Origin of the sequence: Gordonia sp. SL306 (assembly GCF_026625785.1) — a bacterium.
Taxonomy (GTDB): Bacteria; Actinomycetota; Actinomycetes; order Mycobacteriales; family Mycobacteriaceae; genus Gordonia.
Genome location: NZ_CP113063.1, coordinates 4,163,009 through 4,178,549 on the forward strand (window position 1 = coordinate 4,163,009; position 15,541 = coordinate 4,178,549).

Here is a 15,541-nt window from a genome sequence, read left to right on the forward strand (position 1 = left end):
TGGAACCGGTTACATTCCATTCGGCGTTGACGTGATCGCGAGAAAATAGGGTCTGATATGGGCAAACGTACGGATGGGTATGCGTTGTGGGACCGCGCGGTGCACCGGGGAGGTATAGGTCACACCGCAGCCGCGTTCGCGTTGCTCGACGGTGCGGACCGCGTGGGGCGGGAACGCGGTGACGATGTGCTCTCTTCGCTGGCCTCCTCGACCCGGGCCTCGCTGCTGCGGCAGGCGGGCCGTCACCGGCAGGCTGCGACGTATGACGGACGCGCCCTGCTGTTGGTTGGCGTGGGGTCGCCCGATGGCGGGCAGCGGCGAATGGCCGCCGGGGGCCGGTGGCGCCAGGCCGCCCTGTTGGACGCGTTGGTCGGGCTCGCCGCCGATCATCTCGGCCGGCTCCGTCTGTCGGACGCTGCACGCCTGCTGGACCGTGCCCGCGACCACGCCGACCCCGACGACGGCGGTTGGCTCGCCGGTCGTCGTCCTCGGCTGCGCATCGAGTGGGTCTCGGCCGAGTTGGCCATGTACGGCGGCGACGCGGCGAAAGCGGTCGGACACGCCGAGGCGGGTTGTCGATTGGCCGAACTCGGCGACACCCCGGAGCGCCACCGCGTGAAGACGACCCTCATCGCGGCCGCCGCCGCGGCGACCGCGGGTGACTCGCGTCACGCCGCGGAGCTCGCGGGTGAGGTGACCAGGCGCGCAGCCGACGCGGGCCTGATGCCGTTGCAGTGGGCTTCGCTGGCATTGCGGAACGGGCTCGACGCGGGAGATGAGCAGGTCACGAAGGAACTGGCGCGGACTCGATCCGAACTCATCTCTCGAGGTGTGCCATTCGACAACGCGTGATGGCAGTGGGTGCGTCGAGCGTCGGGTCCGATCGCTAAGGTGACGTGGGGGAAACGGCGCACCGGCAACACCACGACACATGTAACACGGGGATCTCAACTGACGATGAAACTGACGGGTGTTGAGCTCGACGAGGCTGTCCGTGCCGCGGGGCACGGCGATCGCGCGGCGCTCACGTCAGTTCTCGAAAGTGTGCAGGACCCGATCCTGCGCTACTGCCGAGGGCGAATTGGAGTCGGAGAACGCCATCTGTTCTCCGCCGACGATATCGCGCAGGAGGCGTTGATGGCGGTGATGACAGCGCTGCCCCGGTACAAGGACCAGGGCAGGCCGTTCATGGCATTCGTCTACGGGATCGCTGCACACAAGGTGGCCGATGCCATGCGCGTGGCAGGCCGGGTCAAGGCCGATCCGGTGGAGACCTTGCCGGAGGCGGTGTCGTTCACGGGTGGACCCGAACAGTCGGCTCTCGACGCCGATGCGAGTCGCCGGATGCGCGCACTGCTGACGATCCTCCCGGAGAAGCAGCGTGAGGTGCTGGTCCTCCGACTCGTGGTCGGACTGTCGGCCGAGGAGACCGCCGATGCCATCGGCAGCACCGCAGGCGCGGTGCGGGTGGCCCAGCATCGCGCGCTGGCGAAGTTGAAAGACCAATTGAGGAAGGCAGGTGAGGTCGATGAACGACAAGCATGATCCTGCCGAGCCCGGTTGGGATCTGACCCAGCCCATCGACATGACGTCGGTGCATGTCGACGACGAGTTCATCGACGCGCTGTCGCAGGATCTTCCTGTCCCCACCCACGACGACACCGAGTACCAACTCGCGGAACTGCTGTCGGGCTGGCGGCACGAGACGCTCACCGCACCGCTCCCGGAACTGCCGACCGTCGACGAGGTCGAGGCGGCGATCGCCGCCACCGAGCGTGCGCGTCGCGGCCGCGGCGTCATCCGCCACCTCCGTGTCGCGTCCGGTGCGGCCGCGATCGTGGTGATCGCAGGCGCTGGGCTGACCGTCCTCGCCGAGGGATCCTCGCCCGGCGACCCGCTGTGGGGCGTCAAGCGGGTGGTGTTCTCCGAGGCGGCGAGCCAGACGCAGGCATCGATGGATGTGCAGTCGAATCTGGAGAAGGCCGAGGCCGCCATGGCCGCCGGTGATCCGGAGCAGGCGGCCGAGCTGATCGCGAAAGCGCAGAAGGACCTCGGGCCCGTACGCGACAACGAGACCCTCAACCGCATGAAGGACTGGATCGAGCGGCTCCGCGCGCAGACCGCGACGTCGGGTGCATCGTCCACCTCGGCGTCGATCTCGGTCTCGCAGAGTCAGCGACCGAGCGAGGGGGCCGGTGGGCCCACGACGCCGCCTCGTGACCTGCGCCGTTCGCGCGTCGACGACGGGTCGTCGTCCGTCACCGTCACGAAGCCCGCACCCCCTCCGCCCGTCACCTCCGATGTACCGACCAGCGATGGTGGCCACCAGAGTCCGGGGAACCCGGAACCATCGACGCCACCCGATGTCCGGGACACCACCCCGAGCACCACCGCCACGTCGTCACCGGTCGAACGGAATGACGGGGCAGGCGGGCAGCAGTCGGGTTTCCCGACCACGACATCGCCGTCGTCGTAGGACCGGCTCAACGGTTCGATTTGGCTTCAGCGTTCGGTTGAACCCAGCGTTCGACCCGGCTCAGCGTTCGTCATCGACGTGACTGTGCGCATCCGCATAGCCACGGCAGTAATCCCAGGTCACATAGGCGTCAGGTCGCGGGTCCACCGCCGGCTCATGCGGCCGGACGGTTCCGTCGATCAGTAGCTGCAGCAGGTTGGCGCGCAGCATGTCCCAGTCGTGATAGTGGTCCTCGTGGCAGTCGTCGCACACCACGACGAGTCCGCGGATTCCGCGATGGGCGAGAAGTGCCTCATAGACCGCAAGGTCGGCCAGATCCTCCTCGACCGCCATCCGCTCGTTCTCGTCGAGCGGGATACCGGGTTCCACCGAGTCGAGCGCCGAGGCCGGATCGCTGGGGTCATCAGCGAACGGGTCTGGCGGGAGGCCGGGTGGTAGGTGGTCACGCACACAACCACGGTAACCGATGAAACGGTCAGGGTGGGGTGAGGACTCCACAGTCTCCCGGCGTGTGGAACGAACCGTGCGGGGTGACCCTCACCACTGCGGCACTGCCGATACGATGGACAGATGACGCACGTTCGCACCGGAGGAGACGACCCCGGCAAGGTCGCGATGCTCGGCCTCACCTTCGACGACGTCCTGTTGCTTCCCGCGGCCTCCGACGTCATCCCCAGTGACGCGAACACGTCGTCGCGGGTCACCAAGAACATCACCCTCAAGGTGCCCCTGGTGAGTTCGGCGATGGACACCGTCACCGAGGCGAGAATGGCCATCGCGATGGCCCGCGCCGGTGGTATGGGGGTGCTGCACCGCAACCTGTCGATCGAGGATCAGGCCGGTCAGGTGGAGACGGTCAAACGCTCGGAGGCCGGCATGGTCACCGATCCGGTCACCTGCTCTCCGACCGACACGCTGGCCGAGGTCGACGCCATGTGCGCCCGGTACCGGATCTCCGGTCTTCCCGTGGTGGACGAGGTCGGCGAGCTCATCGGCATCATCACCAACCGTGACATGCGGTTCGAGGTCGACCTGTCGCGTCCGGTCTCCGAGGTCATGACGAAGGCCCCGCTGATCACCGCGCAGGAGGGGGTGTCCGCCGAGGCCGCCCTCGGCCTGCTGCGCCGGAACAAGATCGAGAAGCTGCCGATCGTCGACGGCAACGGGAAACTCACCGGTCTGATCACCGTCAAGGACTTCGTCAAGACCGAACAGCATCCGCTGGCGACCAAGGACGCCGACGGCCGACTGCTGGTCGGCGCGGCGGTGGGCACCGGAGACCCGCAATGGGACCGTGCGATGGCGCTGGCCGACGCGGGCGCCGACGTGATCATCGTCGACACCGCGCACGCCCACAATCGGGTGGTGCTCGACATGGTCTCGAAGCTCAAGGCGGAAGTGGGCGACCGGGTGCAGGTTGTCGGCGGCAACGTCGCGACGCGCGAGGCCGCCCTCGCACTGGTCGAGGCCGGTGCCGACGCGGTGAAGGTCGGCGTAGGGCCCGGCTCCATCTGCACCACCCGGGTGGTAGCGGGTGTCGGCGCCCCACAGATCACGGCGATCCTCGAGGCCGTGGCCGTGTGCAAGGAGCACGACGTGCCGGTCATCGCCGACGGTGGGCTGCAGTACTCCGGCGACATCGCCAAGGCGCTGGCTGCCGGCGCATCGACCGCGATGCTGGGCTCGTTGCTGGCCGGGACGGCCGAGGCTCCCGGTGAGCTGATCCTCGTGAACGGCAAGCAGTTCAAGAGCTACCGCGGTATGGGCTCGCTCGGGGCGATGCAAGGGCGTGGACAGGCCAAGTCGTTCTCCAAGGACCGTTACTTCCAGGACGACGTCCTCAACGAGGAGAAGCTCGTCCCGGAGGGCATCGAGGGGCGGGTGCCGTTCCGAGGACCGCTCAACCAGGTGATCCATCAGCTCGTCGGCGGTCTCCGCGCGGCGATGGGCTACACCGGGGCGTCGTCGATCACCGATCTCCAGCACGCCCAATTCGTGCAGATCACCTCGGCAGGGCTCAAGGAGTCGCACCCACACGACATCACCCTCACCACCGAGGCGCCCAACTACTATTCTCGCTGAAGCTCGTAAGATGTCGGCGGATCGGTCCGGTCGGCCCGACCGGCGATCGGTTCGCGTAGCAGAAAGGCGCAACGGTGCGTGATCTCGTGGACATCGGTATGGGCCGAACGGCCCGCCGCACGTTCGAACTCGATGACATCAGTATCGTCCCGTCCCGTCGGACCAGGTCGTCCAAGGATGTCTCCACCGCGTGGCAGATCGATGCCTACCGTTTCGAGTCACCGATCCTCAGTCACCCGACCGATGCGCTGGTGTCGCCCGCGGTGGCGGTCGAACTCGGCAAACTCGGTGCGCTCGGTGTGATCAACGGCGAGGGGCTGTGGGCCAGGCACCGCGACGTCGACGCGAAGATCGCCGAGCTCATCGCCGTGGCCACCGAGAATCCCGATCCGCTGGCGGCGATTCGTCATCTGCAGCAACTGCATTCGGCGCCGTTGGACACCGGGCTGCTGCGTGAGGCGGTGTCCACCGTGCGTGACGCCGGGGTCACCACCGCGGTCCGGGTGAGTCCGCAGCACGCGCCGGAGCTGACGCCCGCGCTGTTGGAGGCCGGTGTGGAGATCCTGGTGGTGCACGGCACGATCATCTCGGCCGAGCATGTCGCGCAGGTGGATTCCGACGGCGCCGCCCGAGAACCGTTGAACCTCAAGACCTTCATCGCCGAGCTCGACATCCCGGTGATCGCCGGCGGTGTGCACGACCACCGGACGGCTCTGCATCTGATGCGGACCGGAGCCGCGGGCGTGATCGTCGGATACGGCTCCGCCGCGGGTGCGACCACGACCGGGGAGGTCCTGGGTATCGGCGTCCCGATGGCCACGGCGATCGCCGATGCGGCCGCCGCGCGACGTGAATACCTCGACGAGACCGGCGGACGGTATGTACACGTCATCGCCGACGGCGACATCCACGGTTCCGGGGATCTCGCCAAGGCGATCGCGTGCGGCGCCGATGCGGCCGTCCTCGGCACCCCGCTCGCGGCTGCTGCCGAATCGCCGGGCCTCGGCTGGTACTGGCCGTCGGCGGCCGCGCATCCGGACACGCCGCGTGGTGCGCTGCTACAGGTCGCGACCGACGACGATCGACCCAGCCTGGAGTGTGTGCTCACCGGGCCTTCCCAGGATCCGTTCGGCGAGCTGAACCTCGTGGGAGCGCTGCGGCGGTCGATGGCCAAGGCCGGCTACAGCGACCTGAAGGAATTCCAGAAGGTCGGACTCTCGCTGCATTCCTGATCCCTCGAGACCCCAGGGCCGGAGTCAGTCCAGCCCGCGGGCGATGAGGGTGTCGGCGAATCCGTCGGCCGTACGCAGCGCGGCAACGACCACCGGTGCGACCAGAATCCTTGCGCCGGGACGCAATCCGCGGGCCTGCCGGGCCTCGTCGACCTGGCCGACGACCTCCACCATCAACGGGATCGACCGGATCGCCAGCGCCAGCGCGAGGGCGATGTGATCGGTGCGTACGCCGATGCGCAGCAGCGGACTCAACCCGGCGACGATGGCGTCGAGGATGGCCGATGTCCGGGTGGTGAGAGTGACGGCCGCGGCCAATGCGACCGAGGCGGCGAGTACCGCGCAGACCAGCAGGGCGCGCTGCCAATCGGTGAACACCACCTGGAACACGAACACGAAGGCCAGCACCCAGGTCACCGGGCGCATCTGTCGCCATGCCTCCCGCGGGCCGATCCCGCCCATCGCGAAGACCACCGCGACCCCGACCGCGAGGATGCCGACCGCAGGCAGGGTGCGGACGGTGAGGCTGATGGCGAGGATGCCCGCCGCCAGCCCGAGCAGCTTGAGGCCGGTCGGAAGGCGGTGCAGCGGTGACCGTCCCGGACGGTAGACGCCGAGTGCGGTCATGACATCAACGCGCGGTATGCGGCGACCGCGGCCGCCGGCTCGTCGTCGGCCACGACCCGTCCCTCGTCGAGCACGATGACCCGGTCATAGTCGGCCAGCAGCTCGAGGTCGTGGGTGAGCACGATCAATTGCTCGTCGAGGGTCGAGAACACGTCGCGCAACATCGAGCTGTTGCGGAGATCGAGAAGGGTGGTCGGTTCGTCGGCGACCAAGACCGCCGGGCCGGTCACCAGGACCGACGCGAGTGCGAGGAGTTGCTTCTGTCCGCCCGACAGCAGGTGCGCCGGATGGTCGGCATGGTCGGCCAGCCCGAACTGTGCCAGCACCGCGCCAGCCCTTGCCGAGCGTTGCGCCTTGTCCCGTTCGATCCGGGTCAGGGACAGTTCGATGTCCTCCGAGACGGTCGGCATGATGATCTGGCGGTCCGGATCGCTGAAGATGAAACCGACCTCGCGCCGCACCTGACGTTTGTGGCGTGCGGCGTGGATTCCGTTGACATGCACCGAGCCCCGGTCGGGAACGACGAGCGCATTGATCATCCGCGCCAGGGTGGACTTGCCGCTGCCGTTGGCACCGATGATGCCGATCCGTCGCTCGGACAGTTCGAGATCGATGTCGGCCAGCACGACGCGATCTCCGAAGGAGTGGCCGATTGCCCGGAACTCGATCATCGGCAGAACCCGATCACCACGAGAACTCGACCATCATCGTGACCCGGTCACCGTGCGCGGCGCAGCCGCAGCGGCGTGATCAACCCCGGGTGGGCGCGGTGGACCTGCGCCGCGACCAGGGCGGTGATGACCGCCTTCGCGATGTCGCCCGGGATGTAGGTGCCGTTGGTGGAGATCGCCGCCCACAACGAGAGGTCGGTGCGCAGCAGCAGGCCGATGATGCCGCAGGCGTAGACCACGACCATGCCGCCGACGATGTTGATCACGATGCCCCAGACGATCCGGTAGCGAGGCATCATCAGCGCCGTCGCCACGCCGATGGCGATCACGCCCGGGAGGAATCCGACGAAGAAACCGGCGGTGGGGGAGGCCAGCGCCACGAGCCCGCTGCGTCCGCCCGCCAGGATCGGCAGTCCGGCGATGGCGAGCACGTCGAAGATGATCACTGCCAACGTCCCCTTGCGCGGGCCGATGATCGCGCCGGCGAGCATCACGCCCAGCGACTGCAGGGTGATCGGCACCCCGGCGGAGCCGATGGTGATGGTGCCGGGGAGACCCAGCGCCGCGATCAGGGCCGCGAAGACGGCCGCCTGCGTCAGGTCGGTCACCGACAGCGAGAATCGCCGCGACGACGAGGGCGTGTCGGTGGTCTGGGACATTCCGACATTATGGCGGGTCGGAGTGCGCGCACGGCTGCCGGGTGCGGTGGTGGGTGCCATTAGACTCGACGGGGTGACAGACACCTCTGCAGACTCATTCTTCGACGGTCCCCGGCCGGTGCTGGTGCTCGACTTCGGTGCGCAGTACGCGCAGCTGATCGCCCGGCGGGTCCGCGAGGCGCGGATCTACTCCGAGGTGATCGCCCACGATGCGCCGCTGGAGGAGCTGAAGGCGCGCAATCCCGTCGCGCTCATCTTCTCGGGCGGCCCCGCCTCGGTCTACGCCGACGACGCGCCCGCACTCGATCCGGGGGTGTTCGATCTCGGGGTGCCCGTGTTCGGCATCTGCTACGGGTTCCAGGCGATGGCGAGGACGCTCGGCGGCGAGGTGGCGAACACCGGCGGTCGTGAGTTCGGGCGGACGACGTTGTCGATCACCGGCGAAGGCGTCCTGCATCAGGGCCTGACCGAGACCCAGCCGGTGTGGATGAGCCACAACGACGCCGTACAGGCCGCGCCGGACGGATTCATCGTCACCGGCTCGACGCCCGGTGCGCCGGTCGCCGCGTTCGAGTGCGTGGATCGCCGGATGGCCGGGGTGCAGTACCACCCGGAGGTGCTGCACACGCCGCACGGCCAACAGATCCTCACCAGGTTCCTCTACGAGATCGCCGGACTCGAGGCGACCTGGACGGCCGCCAACATCGCCGACCAGCTCATCGATCAGGTCGCCGACCAGATCGGTGACGGCCTCGCGATCTGCGGGCTGTCGGGCGGCGTCGACTCCGCGGTCGCAGCCGCACTCGTGCAGCGGGCCATCGGGGACCGGTTGACCTGCGTGTTCGTCGATCACGGACTCCTGCGGGCCGGCGAGCGTGAGCAGGTGCAGCACGATTTCGTCGGTGCCACCGGCGCGAAGCTGGTGACCGTGGACGCTGCCGACACCTTCCTGGGCGAACTCTCCGGGGTCAGCGATCCGGAGGAGAAGCGCAAGATCATCGGGCGGGAGTTCATCCGATCGTTCGAGGGAGCGGTCACCGATGTCCTCGGCGATCGGGCGTCCGACGGCGACAAGGTCGAGTACCTGGTCCAGGGCACCCTCTACCCGGATGTCGTCGAGTCCGGCGGCGGCAGTGGTACGGCCAACATCAAGAGCCACCACAACGTGGGCGGGCTACCGGACGATCTCGAGTTCTCCCTGGTGGAACCGCTGCGGCTGCTCTTCAAGGACGAGGTCCGAGCGGTGGGCCGCGAACTGGGCCTGCCGGAGGAGATCGTCGGCCGTCAGCCGTTCCCCGGACCGGGTCTGGCCATCCGGATCGTCGGCGAGGTGACTGCCGACCGTCTCGCGATGCTCCGCAAGGCGGACCTGATCGCCCGTGAGGAACTGACCGCGGCTGGCCTCGACGGCCAGATCTGGCAGTGCCCGGTGGTGCTCCTCGCCGATGTGCGCAGCGTCGGGGTGCAGGGTGACGGCCGCACCTACGGGCATCCGATCGTGCTGCGACCGGTGTCGAGTGAGGACGCGATGACCGCCGACTGGACGCGCGTGCCCTACGAGGTCCTCGAGGTGATCTCGACGCGGATCACCAATGAGGTCCCGGACGTGAACCGTGTGGTGCTCGACGTCACGAGCAAGCCGCCGGGCACCATCGAGTGGGAGTAGGCGTCTGAGGCAGGCGATCCGATGCCGTCACCGGCGTGACGATCGCGCCCCGGTCAGGATCAGGATCAACCCGATCACCAGGCCCAGCCCGACCGCGAGCCATCCCAGGTCCGCGGCCGACGGCAGATCCGGTCCGCCTGCGAGACCCCAGCCGGCGACGAGGAGTGCCGCGAGCCCGAGGATCGCGAGTCCCGGCGCGCGATGTCCGGTGTCGCGGCCGGTCGTCTCCGGGGTCATCGAGCCACCTCCACATGTCCGACGTTTGTTCGTGCATCGAGATTCAGGACGGGGCCGTCGGTACCGTCATCACCACCGGTGAGGCCGTCCGGGCAGGTGTAGTCGCCGACCCCGGAGTCGCAGGAGGCGCGGACGTTCATGTCCTTGGGCACCTGGACCTCGATCTCACCCACACCGTTGCGCAGGGTGACGGTGCGATCGGCGGTGAGGTCCAGATCCCGTAGGTCGAGCACCATCCGTCCCATGGTCAGCGAATACTCGCCCTTGATGTCGTTCTCGGTGACCGGTGTGTAGATCCGTTCACCCACACCGCCCGACGGAAATCCGTCGAGATGTCCGACCATGGAGGTCGCCACCACCGCGACGCCCAGCGCGAGCGCGATGGGGACAAGGCCGGAACTGTGCCGCCCGGTCGTCCGGCGGCGGAATCCCGCGTAGATCAGACCCGCACCGACGACGGCGAGCGCCAGCGACAGGATGCGTGCCGGGGTGAACCAGTCGACGCCGACCTGATGCAGTGCGGCTCCGGCGGCCGCGGTGATGACCGCGAGGCCGACGACGATGAGCGTCAACGGTGATCGCCGCTCGGGCGGTTCGACAGGGCTCCGGTCGGGTGCGGGATCGGGGAGGTCCCAGGCGAATTGCGCGGTACCCAGTGGGTCCCAGGCCGGTGGGGTGCGTTGCATGAACTCGGTCGGTGCGGCCTCGGTGGTTCCGCTCCCGGGAGGCCTGCCGGGGGAGGTGGTCGTGCCCGCCGACATCGCCTGCGCCGTCGGCAGATCGGGGTACGTGCCCCCCGGATGCCCGGCCGGCGCGTTCGCCGTCAGGGCCCGGGGGATCCACGGCTGCAACCGATCCGTCGACGCAGCGGCTTCGACGTGCTCGGGCTGCAGAGTGTCGACGCTGGTACCGACCGGTGGTTCGGGAGTCCGCTGATAGAGCAGCCACCATCCGACGAGCATCAGCGCGGCGCCGAGGAGGCCGCCCGAGCTCCAGGTGCGACTGGGGCCGAACGAGGTCAGCACGATGATGGCGAGCACGATGAGCAGGATGAACTGCGGATTGCGGTGCCGCAGATGCCGCGGCCGACGGCCGGCCGCGGAAGAGGCGTGCCGGATCGATCCGAGTTCGTCGCGTGAGCGGCTCTCCGCAGGCATTGCGACCCACGCGGCGATGTACAGGACGAGCCCGCTGCCGCCGAACAACGTCGCCACCACGAATGCGATCTTCACCAACGTCGGATCGACCCGATAACGCGCCCCGATACCCGCACACACGCCCGCCACCGTGCGATTGTGGTTCGGCCGGATGGGCCTCGTCGCCCACATCCCTTCGAACTGCTTCGTGTCCATGAAATCCATCTTGGCGGTGCGATCGGGCCCGCACATCGGGGGAAGACCCTGAGAACGTCCCTGATGTGCACGATGACCTCGACGTGCCAGTATCGAGATGTGAGTAGTGGTGTGCCCGTGCCCGCGTCACCGCCTGCGTCACCCCCGACGCCGCGGCTGGTGCGACGCGACGGCGGCCGCGTCATCGCGGGTGTCGCGGGCGGTATCGCCGACCACCTCGGCGTCGATGCGTTCCGCGTGCGTGTGGTCTTCATGGTGCTGGCCGCTCTCGCCGGAGCGGGAGTGCTCGCCTACGGACTGCTCTGGTTCTTCTGCCCGCCGGGTCAGGACACCGCTCCGCCTCCACCCGGCGAGCGACGGCAGGCGTACGGGCTCGCGCTGGTCGGCCTGGTCGCCATGTCGGTGGTCGGCTTCGCCGCATCCGGCACCCCGGCCGCATATCTGGTGCCTTTCGTCTTCGTCGTGGTCGGTGCCAGCCTGGTCTGGCGTGAGTTCGACACGTCACGTGCCTCGCCCGGGACCCCGCTGCTGACCTGGACCCGTCTGATCGGTGGCGCACTGCTGGTGATCGGCGGGCTGGTCGTGATCGTGCTCGCCGGGAACCAGAACTTCGGCGGTCTGTCCACCACCCTGTTGGCCGTCCTCGCGACGCTGATCGGTGTCCTGCTGCTCACGGTGCCGCTGTGGATGCGGATGTGGCGAGCACTCAACGAGGAGCGCGCCGCGCGCATCCGCAACGCCGAACGCGAGGAGATCGCCTCGCATCTGCACGATTCGGTGCTGCAGACACTCGCGTTGATCCAGAAACAGGCAGGCAGGCCGGAGGAGGTGGTGCGACTCGCCCGCAGTCAGGAGCGCGAACTGCGTGGCTGGCTCTTCGGTGATCCCGCGCAACGAGCGGGATCGCTCTCGGCGAGCCTGCAGGGAGTCGGCGCCGAGGTGGAGGACGACTACGGCATCGAGGTCGAGGTGATCACCGTCGGCGACCTCCGTCCGGATGACGAGCCGGCGGCCGAGCGTCGTCGATGGTCGGCGTTGGTGGCCGCCACCCGTGAGGCGCTGATCAACGCGGCGAAGCACTCCGGCGAACGCAAGGTCGATGTCTATGGTGAGGTGACCGACGAGCAGGTCGAGGTGTTCGTCCGTGATCGTGGTGTTGGCTTCGAGCCGGAGCACGTCGACGACGACCGCCAGGGCATCGCCCGGTCCATCCGGGCACGCATGGAGCGCGCGGGCGGTGACGTGGCGATCGACTCGGCACCGGAACGCGGCACGAATGTCCGTCTGACCATGCCACGGGGAGCGGCCGGTGGCCCGGACCGGACGGACAAGGCGGACAAAGGCGATGTGGACGTGGAAACCGTTGTGATGGTCGAACACTCACGTGAACAGGAAGGGCATCGATGACCGACACGGGGGTCTGCCGGATCTTTCTCGTCGACGACCATGCGGTGTTCCGGTCGGGTGTGCGCGCCGAACTGGCATCGGAACCGGGACTGCTGGTGGCCGGCGAGGCCGGCACCGTGGCCGAGGCGGTCGAGGGAATCGTGCGGATACGTCCGGACGTCGTCCTGCTCGACGTCCACATGCCGTCCGGCGGTGGCGTCGCGGTGTTACGCGGTGTCACCGATGCGATGCCCGAAGACGACGCGCCGGTCTTCTTGGCGCTCAGCGTGTCCGATGCGGCCGAGGACGTCATCGCGACGATCCGTGCCGGCGCACGTGGCTATGTCACCAAGACCATCGGCGGGAAGGAACTCGCGGACGCCGTGCGGCGGGTCGCCGACGGCGACGCGGTCTTCAGCCCGCGTCTCGCCGGATTCGTCCTGGACTCCTTCACCGGTCGGTCCACCGCCCCGGAGCCACCGCTCGACCCCGAGCTCGACTCGCTCACCAGGCGCGAACTCGAGGTGCTCCGCCTGCTCGCCCGCGGCTACACCTACCGGGAGATCGCCGACGAGCTGTTCATCTCCATCAAGACGGTCGAGACGCACGCCTCGAACGTGCTGCGAAAGACGCAGCAGTCGAACCGGAATGCGCTGACCCGGTGGGCGGCTACCCGGCACATCGGCTGACCCGCACCCTCGCCGATCGTGCGCAGTTCCCCGTCGACTGTGCGCAGTGTCGCGCCGATCGTGCGCGGTCGTCAGCCGGCGAGCGCGATCAGCAAGATCACCACGATCGCGAGGATCACGAAGAACGCGAGGATCGCGATCGCCAGTGCCGTGGTCGATGTCGAGGCCTTCCCGGCATGGCCCGGCCGGGGCTCGTCCGGCTTCGGCTGGTATCGGTTCCCGGACTCGAAGGTGGTGTGTGGCGGCTCGGTCGACAGGGTCGGTGCGGGCCCGTGGAGCGTCGGTCCGGGACGCCCGGGCGCCGACGGTCCGCCGACCGGCAGGTGCGTACCGGTCGGGTGGGTCCGCGGTGGCCGGGGCGCTCGTTGCGCCCACACCGGGACTCCGCCGTCGGGCTTGGTGAGCGGGCTGGTCAGCGCCTGATGCACCGACCCACGCGGACCCGCGGCCACCTGCGCGAGCAGATCGCGGGACTCGCTCATGGTCGGTCGCTTCGCCGGATTGGGTTCGAGCATGCGCAACAGGACCGGACGCAGCTCGCCCGCCTTTGTCATCGGGTTGATCTGTGCACGAGCGACCTTGTGCAGCAACACCAATGAGTTGTCGTCGACCCCGAACGGTGGCTGTCCCTCGACGACGGTGTACACCGTCGCTCCCAGGGAGTAGACGTCCGATGCTTCTCCGGGCTCGGCGCCGCGGGCGACCTCGGGCGCGAAATATGCAGGGGTACCGGTGATCACGCCCGTCTGTGTGAGGCTGACGTCGTCCTTCACGCGGGAGATGCCGAAGTCGGTGATCTTCACGAGGCCTGCGTTGCGGCCGGTCGTCGTGATCAGGATGTTGCCCGGTTTGATGTCGCGGTGGATGATGCCTGCGACATGTGCCTCGGTCATCGCGTCGGCCACCTGGGCGCCGATCTGAGCGGCCTGCTGGGGCCCCAGAGTTCTTGTGGTGTGCAGGATCTGGGCGACACTCCGCGAGGGGAGGTACTCCATCACGAGCCACGGTTCACCGCTGTCGAGGGCGACGTCGTGCATGGCGACCGCATTGCGATGCGAGAGCCTGGCCGCGATCCGGCCCTCCCGCATCGCGCGCTTGCGGACGTTCTCGGCCGTCTCGTCGCTGAGGCCTTCGGTGGAGACCACCTGCTTCACCGCGACGTCGCGGGCCAGCAGTTGGTCGCGGGCCAACCACACCGTGCCCATACCGCCGCCGCCGATACGCGACTGTAGGCGGTAGCGCCCGGCCACCAGGTACTGCGGCCCTGGCGTGCGGTGGCCCTCATGGGTGGTCGACATAGGCTGCATGATAGTCGTGCCGGTCGGGGTTGGGTGCGCCCGCGCTTGACAGGGCGATCGCACATATGTTCGACTCTGGGTATGCGGTGGTCCGACCAGGGGGTCGAGGTCGACGACGGCGCGCTGCCCGGTCTGGGCAAGGCGGGTCTCGTGCGCTCGGTGCAGACCCCCGAATTCGAAGGTGTCACCTTCCACGAGGTGCTGGCCAAGAGTGCCCTCAATCAGGTTCCGGATGCCGCGAACTTGCCGTTTCGGTTCACGGTCAACACCTTTCGAGGCTGCACCCATGCGTGTCGGTACTGTTTCGCGCGGCCGACACATGAGTATCTCGATCTCGATGCCGGTCAGGACTTCGACAGTCAGGTCGTGGTCAAGCTCAACGTGGCGGCCGTGCTCCGCAAGGAACTGCGGCGCCGGTCATGGAGTCGGGAGACGGTCGCGTTGGGGACCAACACCGATCCTTATCAGCGGGCCGAGGGGCGTTATCGGCTGATGCCGGGGGTGATCTCGGCGCTCGCGGAGTCGGCGACCCCGTTCTCGATCCTGACGAAGGGGACGTTGCTGCGCCGGGACCTGCCCTTGTTGCGACAGGCGGCGCGCAAGGTCCCGGTGAGCATCGCGATCTCACTGGCGATGCACGATGTCGAGTTGCAGAAATCGCTGGAGCCGGGCACCCCGTCGCCGAGGGCGCGGCTGGAACTGATCCGCGCGGTCGCCGATGCGGGCTTCGCCCCGCACGTGATGGTGGCGCCGGTGATCCCCTATCTGAGTGATTCCACCTCGCACCTCGACGACTTGTTGTCGGCGCTCGCCGATGCGGGTGCGGCCGGGGTGACCGCGTTCCCCATGCATCTGCGTGGATCCACCAAGCCGTGGTTCATGGAGTGGTTGGCCGAGCATCACCCGGCCCTGGTTCGCCGGTACCGCGGTCTCTACGGGCGAGGTGCCTACGTGACGCCGGAGTACTCGGCATGGTTGCGGGACCGGATGCGGCCGCTGGTGCAGCAGTACGGTCTGGCGGGAGCCCAGGGCCTGCGAGGGTCGGCGACGCCGGCGGAGCCGGTCGCGAGGCCCGAGTTGCAGCAGACCCTCACCCTCTTCTGACCCACCCCACCCATCCCAACCACCCCACCCTCTCCCGACACACCCCACCCGCAGCCGCGACG

Annotated in this window: 16 protein-coding genes; 9 read left to right on the forward strand and 7 right to left on the reverse strand. The window is 68.3% G+C overall.

The genetic code is table 11. The features are described 5' to 3' along the window. Window positions 1-57 precede the first annotated feature (57 nt). From OVA31_RS19065 to OVA31_RS19075, 3 genes are all read left to right on the forward strand, one after another. Window positions 58-852 (forward strand): hypothetical protein, encoded by a 795-nt coding sequence (locus OVA31_RS19065; protein WP_267628162.1) that lies wholly within the window; start codon window positions 58-60, stop codon window positions 850-852. A 105-nt stretch (window positions 853-957) separates the two neighbouring features. After that, a complete protein-coding gene (gene shbA, locus OVA31_RS19070; RefSeq protein WP_267628163.1) occupies window positions 958-1,545 on the forward strand; it encodes an RNA polymerase sigma factor ShbA in 588 nt (195 codons plus the stop codon). Beyond that, complete coding sequence (locus OVA31_RS19075) at window positions 1,529-2,476, forward strand: anti-sigma-D factor RsdA (protein WP_267628164.1); 948 nt, start codon at window positions 1,529-1,531, stop codon at window positions 2,474-2,476. Before shbA ends, OVA31_RS19075 begins: the two co-directional genes overlap by 17 nt. 60 nt (window positions 2,477-2,536) lie before the next feature. Here OVA31_RS19075 and OVA31_RS19080 read toward each other — a convergent pair whose 3' ends face one another. Further along, the gene (locus tag OVA31_RS19080; RefSeq protein WP_267628165.1) at window positions 2,537-2,926 is read right to left on the reverse strand and encodes a DUF5319 domain-containing protein; all 390 of its coding nucleotides are present in this window, start codon (window positions 2,924-2,926) and stop codon (window positions 2,537-2,539) included. 120 nt (window positions 2,927-3,046) lie between these two features. Here OVA31_RS19080 and guaB point away from each other — a divergent pair, with 120 nt between their 5' ends. Continuing rightward, a complete protein-coding gene (guaB, locus tag OVA31_RS19085; RefSeq protein ID WP_267628166.1) occupies window positions 3,047-4,558 on the forward strand; it encodes an IMP dehydrogenase in 1,512 nt (503 codons plus the stop codon). Between the two features lie 74 nt (window positions 4,559-4,632). Next, the gene (locus tag OVA31_RS19090) at window positions 4,633-5,790 is read left to right on the forward strand and encodes a GuaB3 family IMP dehydrogenase-related protein (RefSeq protein ID WP_164307034.1); all 1,158 of its coding nucleotides are present in this window, start codon (window positions 4,633-4,635) and stop codon (window positions 5,788-5,790) included. A gap of 24 nt (window positions 5,791-5,814) precedes the next feature. Here the strand turns inward: OVA31_RS19090 and OVA31_RS19095 are convergent, their stop codons facing one another. The 3 genes from OVA31_RS19095 to OVA31_RS19105 are packed head-to-tail and all read right to left on the reverse strand — an operon-like array spanning window position 5,815 to window position 7,747. Next, the gene (locus tag OVA31_RS19095) at window positions 5,815-6,417 is read right to left on the reverse strand and encodes an energy-coupling factor transporter transmembrane component T family protein (RefSeq protein WP_267628167.1); all 603 of its coding nucleotides are present in this window, start codon (window positions 6,415-6,417) and stop codon (window positions 5,815-5,817) included. Then, window positions 6,414-7,088: an energy-coupling factor ABC transporter ATP-binding protein gene (locus tag OVA31_RS19100; RefSeq protein ID WP_267628168.1), complete on the reverse strand. Its 675-nt coding sequence runs from the start codon at window positions 7,086-7,088 to the stop codon at window positions 6,414-6,416. Before OVA31_RS19100 ends, OVA31_RS19095 begins: the two co-directional genes overlap by 4 nt. Before the next feature lie 47 nt (window positions 7,089-7,135). Continuing rightward, window positions 7,136-7,747 carry a biotin transporter BioY gene (locus OVA31_RS19105; RefSeq protein ID WP_267628169.1) on the reverse strand — a complete coding sequence of 204 codons (612 nt, stop codon included), beginning with the start codon at window positions 7,745-7,747 and terminating at the stop codon, window positions 7,136-7,138. A gap of 73 nt (window positions 7,748-7,820) precedes the next feature. Between OVA31_RS19105 and guaA the strand changes: the two genes are divergently transcribed. Next, window positions 7,821-9,413 carry a glutamine-hydrolyzing GMP synthase gene (gene guaA / locus OVA31_RS19110; RefSeq protein WP_267628170.1) on the forward strand — a complete coding sequence of 531 codons (1,593 nt, stop codon included), beginning with the start codon at window positions 7,821-7,823 and terminating at the stop codon, window positions 9,411-9,413. Window positions 9,414-9,440: 27 nt separating this feature from the next. Here the strand turns inward: guaA and OVA31_RS19115 are convergent, their stop codons facing one another. Beyond that, entirely contained in the window at window positions 9,441-9,650 is a 210-nt protein-coding gene (locus OVA31_RS19115) for a hypothetical protein (protein ID WP_267628171.1), read from the reverse strand. Continuing rightward, entirely contained in the window at window positions 9,647-11,002 is a 1,356-nt protein-coding gene (locus tag OVA31_RS19120; protein WP_324290133.1) for a PspC domain-containing protein, read from the reverse strand. The genes OVA31_RS19115 and OVA31_RS19120 overlap by 4 nt, the downstream gene beginning before the upstream one ends. A 111-nt stretch (window positions 11,003-11,113) precedes the next feature. Here OVA31_RS19120 and OVA31_RS19125 point away from each other — a divergent pair, with 111 nt between their 5' ends. Together OVA31_RS19125 and OVA31_RS19130 are read left to right on the forward strand one after the other, a co-directional pair. Next, window positions 11,114-12,409 (forward strand): ATP-binding protein, encoded by a 1,296-nt coding sequence (locus tag OVA31_RS19125; RefSeq protein WP_267631608.1) that lies wholly within the window; start codon window positions 11,114-11,116, stop codon window positions 12,407-12,409. Beyond that, the gene (locus tag OVA31_RS19130; RefSeq protein ID WP_267628172.1) at window positions 12,406-13,077 is read left to right on the forward strand and encodes a LuxR C-terminal-related transcriptional regulator; all 672 of its coding nucleotides are present in this window, start codon (window positions 12,406-12,408) and stop codon (window positions 13,075-13,077) included. Before OVA31_RS19125 ends, OVA31_RS19130 begins: the two co-directional genes overlap by 4 nt. A 71-nt stretch (window positions 13,078-13,148) precedes the next feature. Here OVA31_RS19130 and OVA31_RS19135 read toward each other — a convergent pair whose 3' ends face one another. Continuing rightward, window positions 13,149-14,375 (reverse strand): serine/threonine-protein kinase, encoded by a 1,227-nt coding sequence (locus OVA31_RS19135; protein WP_267628173.1) that lies wholly within the window; start codon window positions 14,373-14,375, stop codon window positions 13,149-13,151. Window positions 14,376-14,456: 81 nt separating this feature from the next. Between OVA31_RS19135 and OVA31_RS19140 the strand changes: the two genes are divergently transcribed. Then, window positions 14,457-15,479, forward strand: a complete 1,023-nt coding sequence (locus OVA31_RS19140) for an Rv2578c family radical SAM protein (protein WP_267628174.1) — start codon at window positions 14,457-14,459, stop codon at window positions 15,477-15,479. The last annotated feature ends 62 nt before the right edge of the window (window positions 15,480-15,541 follow it).

Bases quoted from the DNA above. Each gene is read 5' to 3' on its own strand.
- OVA31_RS19130 (WP_267628172.1), top strand. From the start codon at position 12,406: ATGACCGACACGGGGGTCTGCCGGATCTTTCTCGTCGACGACCATGCG.
- guaB (WP_267628166.1), top strand. From the start codon at position 3,047: ATGACGCACGTTCGCACCGGAGGAGACGACCCCGGCAAGGTCGCGATG.
- OVA31_RS19120 (WP_324290133.1), bottom strand. From the start codon at position 11,002: ATGGACACGAAGCAGTTCGAAGGGATGTGGGCGACGAGGCCCATCCGG.
- OVA31_RS19100 (WP_267628168.1), bottom strand. From the start codon at position 7,088: ATGATCGAGTTCCGGGCAATCGGCCACTCCTTCGGAGATCGCGTCGTG.
- OVA31_RS19075 (WP_267628164.1), top strand. From the start codon at position 1,529: ATGAACGACAAGCATGATCCTGCCGAGCCCGGTTGGGATCTGACCCAG.
- OVA31_RS19095 (WP_267628167.1), bottom strand. From the start codon at position 6,417: ATGACCGCACTCGGCGTCTACCGTCCGGGACGGTCACCGCTGCACCGC.
- OVA31_RS19065 (WP_267628162.1), top strand. From the start codon at position 58: ATGGGCAAACGTACGGATGGGTATGCGTTGTGGGACCGCGCGGTGCAC.
- OVA31_RS19135 (WP_267628173.1), bottom strand. From the start codon at position 14,375: ATGTCGACCACCCATGAGGGCCACCGCACGCCAGGGCCGCAGTACCTG.
- shbA (WP_267628163.1), top strand. From the start codon at position 958: ATGAAACTGACGGGTGTTGAGCTCGACGAGGCTGTCCGTGCCGCGGGG.
- OVA31_RS19105 (WP_267628169.1), bottom strand. From the start codon at position 7,747: ATGTCCCAGACCACCGACACGCCCTCGTCGTCGCGGCGATTCTCGCTG.
- OVA31_RS19140 (WP_267628174.1), top strand. From the start codon at position 14,457: ATGCGGTGGTCCGACCAGGGGGTCGAGGTCGACGACGGCGCGCTGCCC.
- OVA31_RS19115 (WP_267628171.1), bottom strand. From the start codon at position 9,650: ATGACCCCGGAGACGACCGGCCGCGACACCGGACATCGCGCGCCGGGA.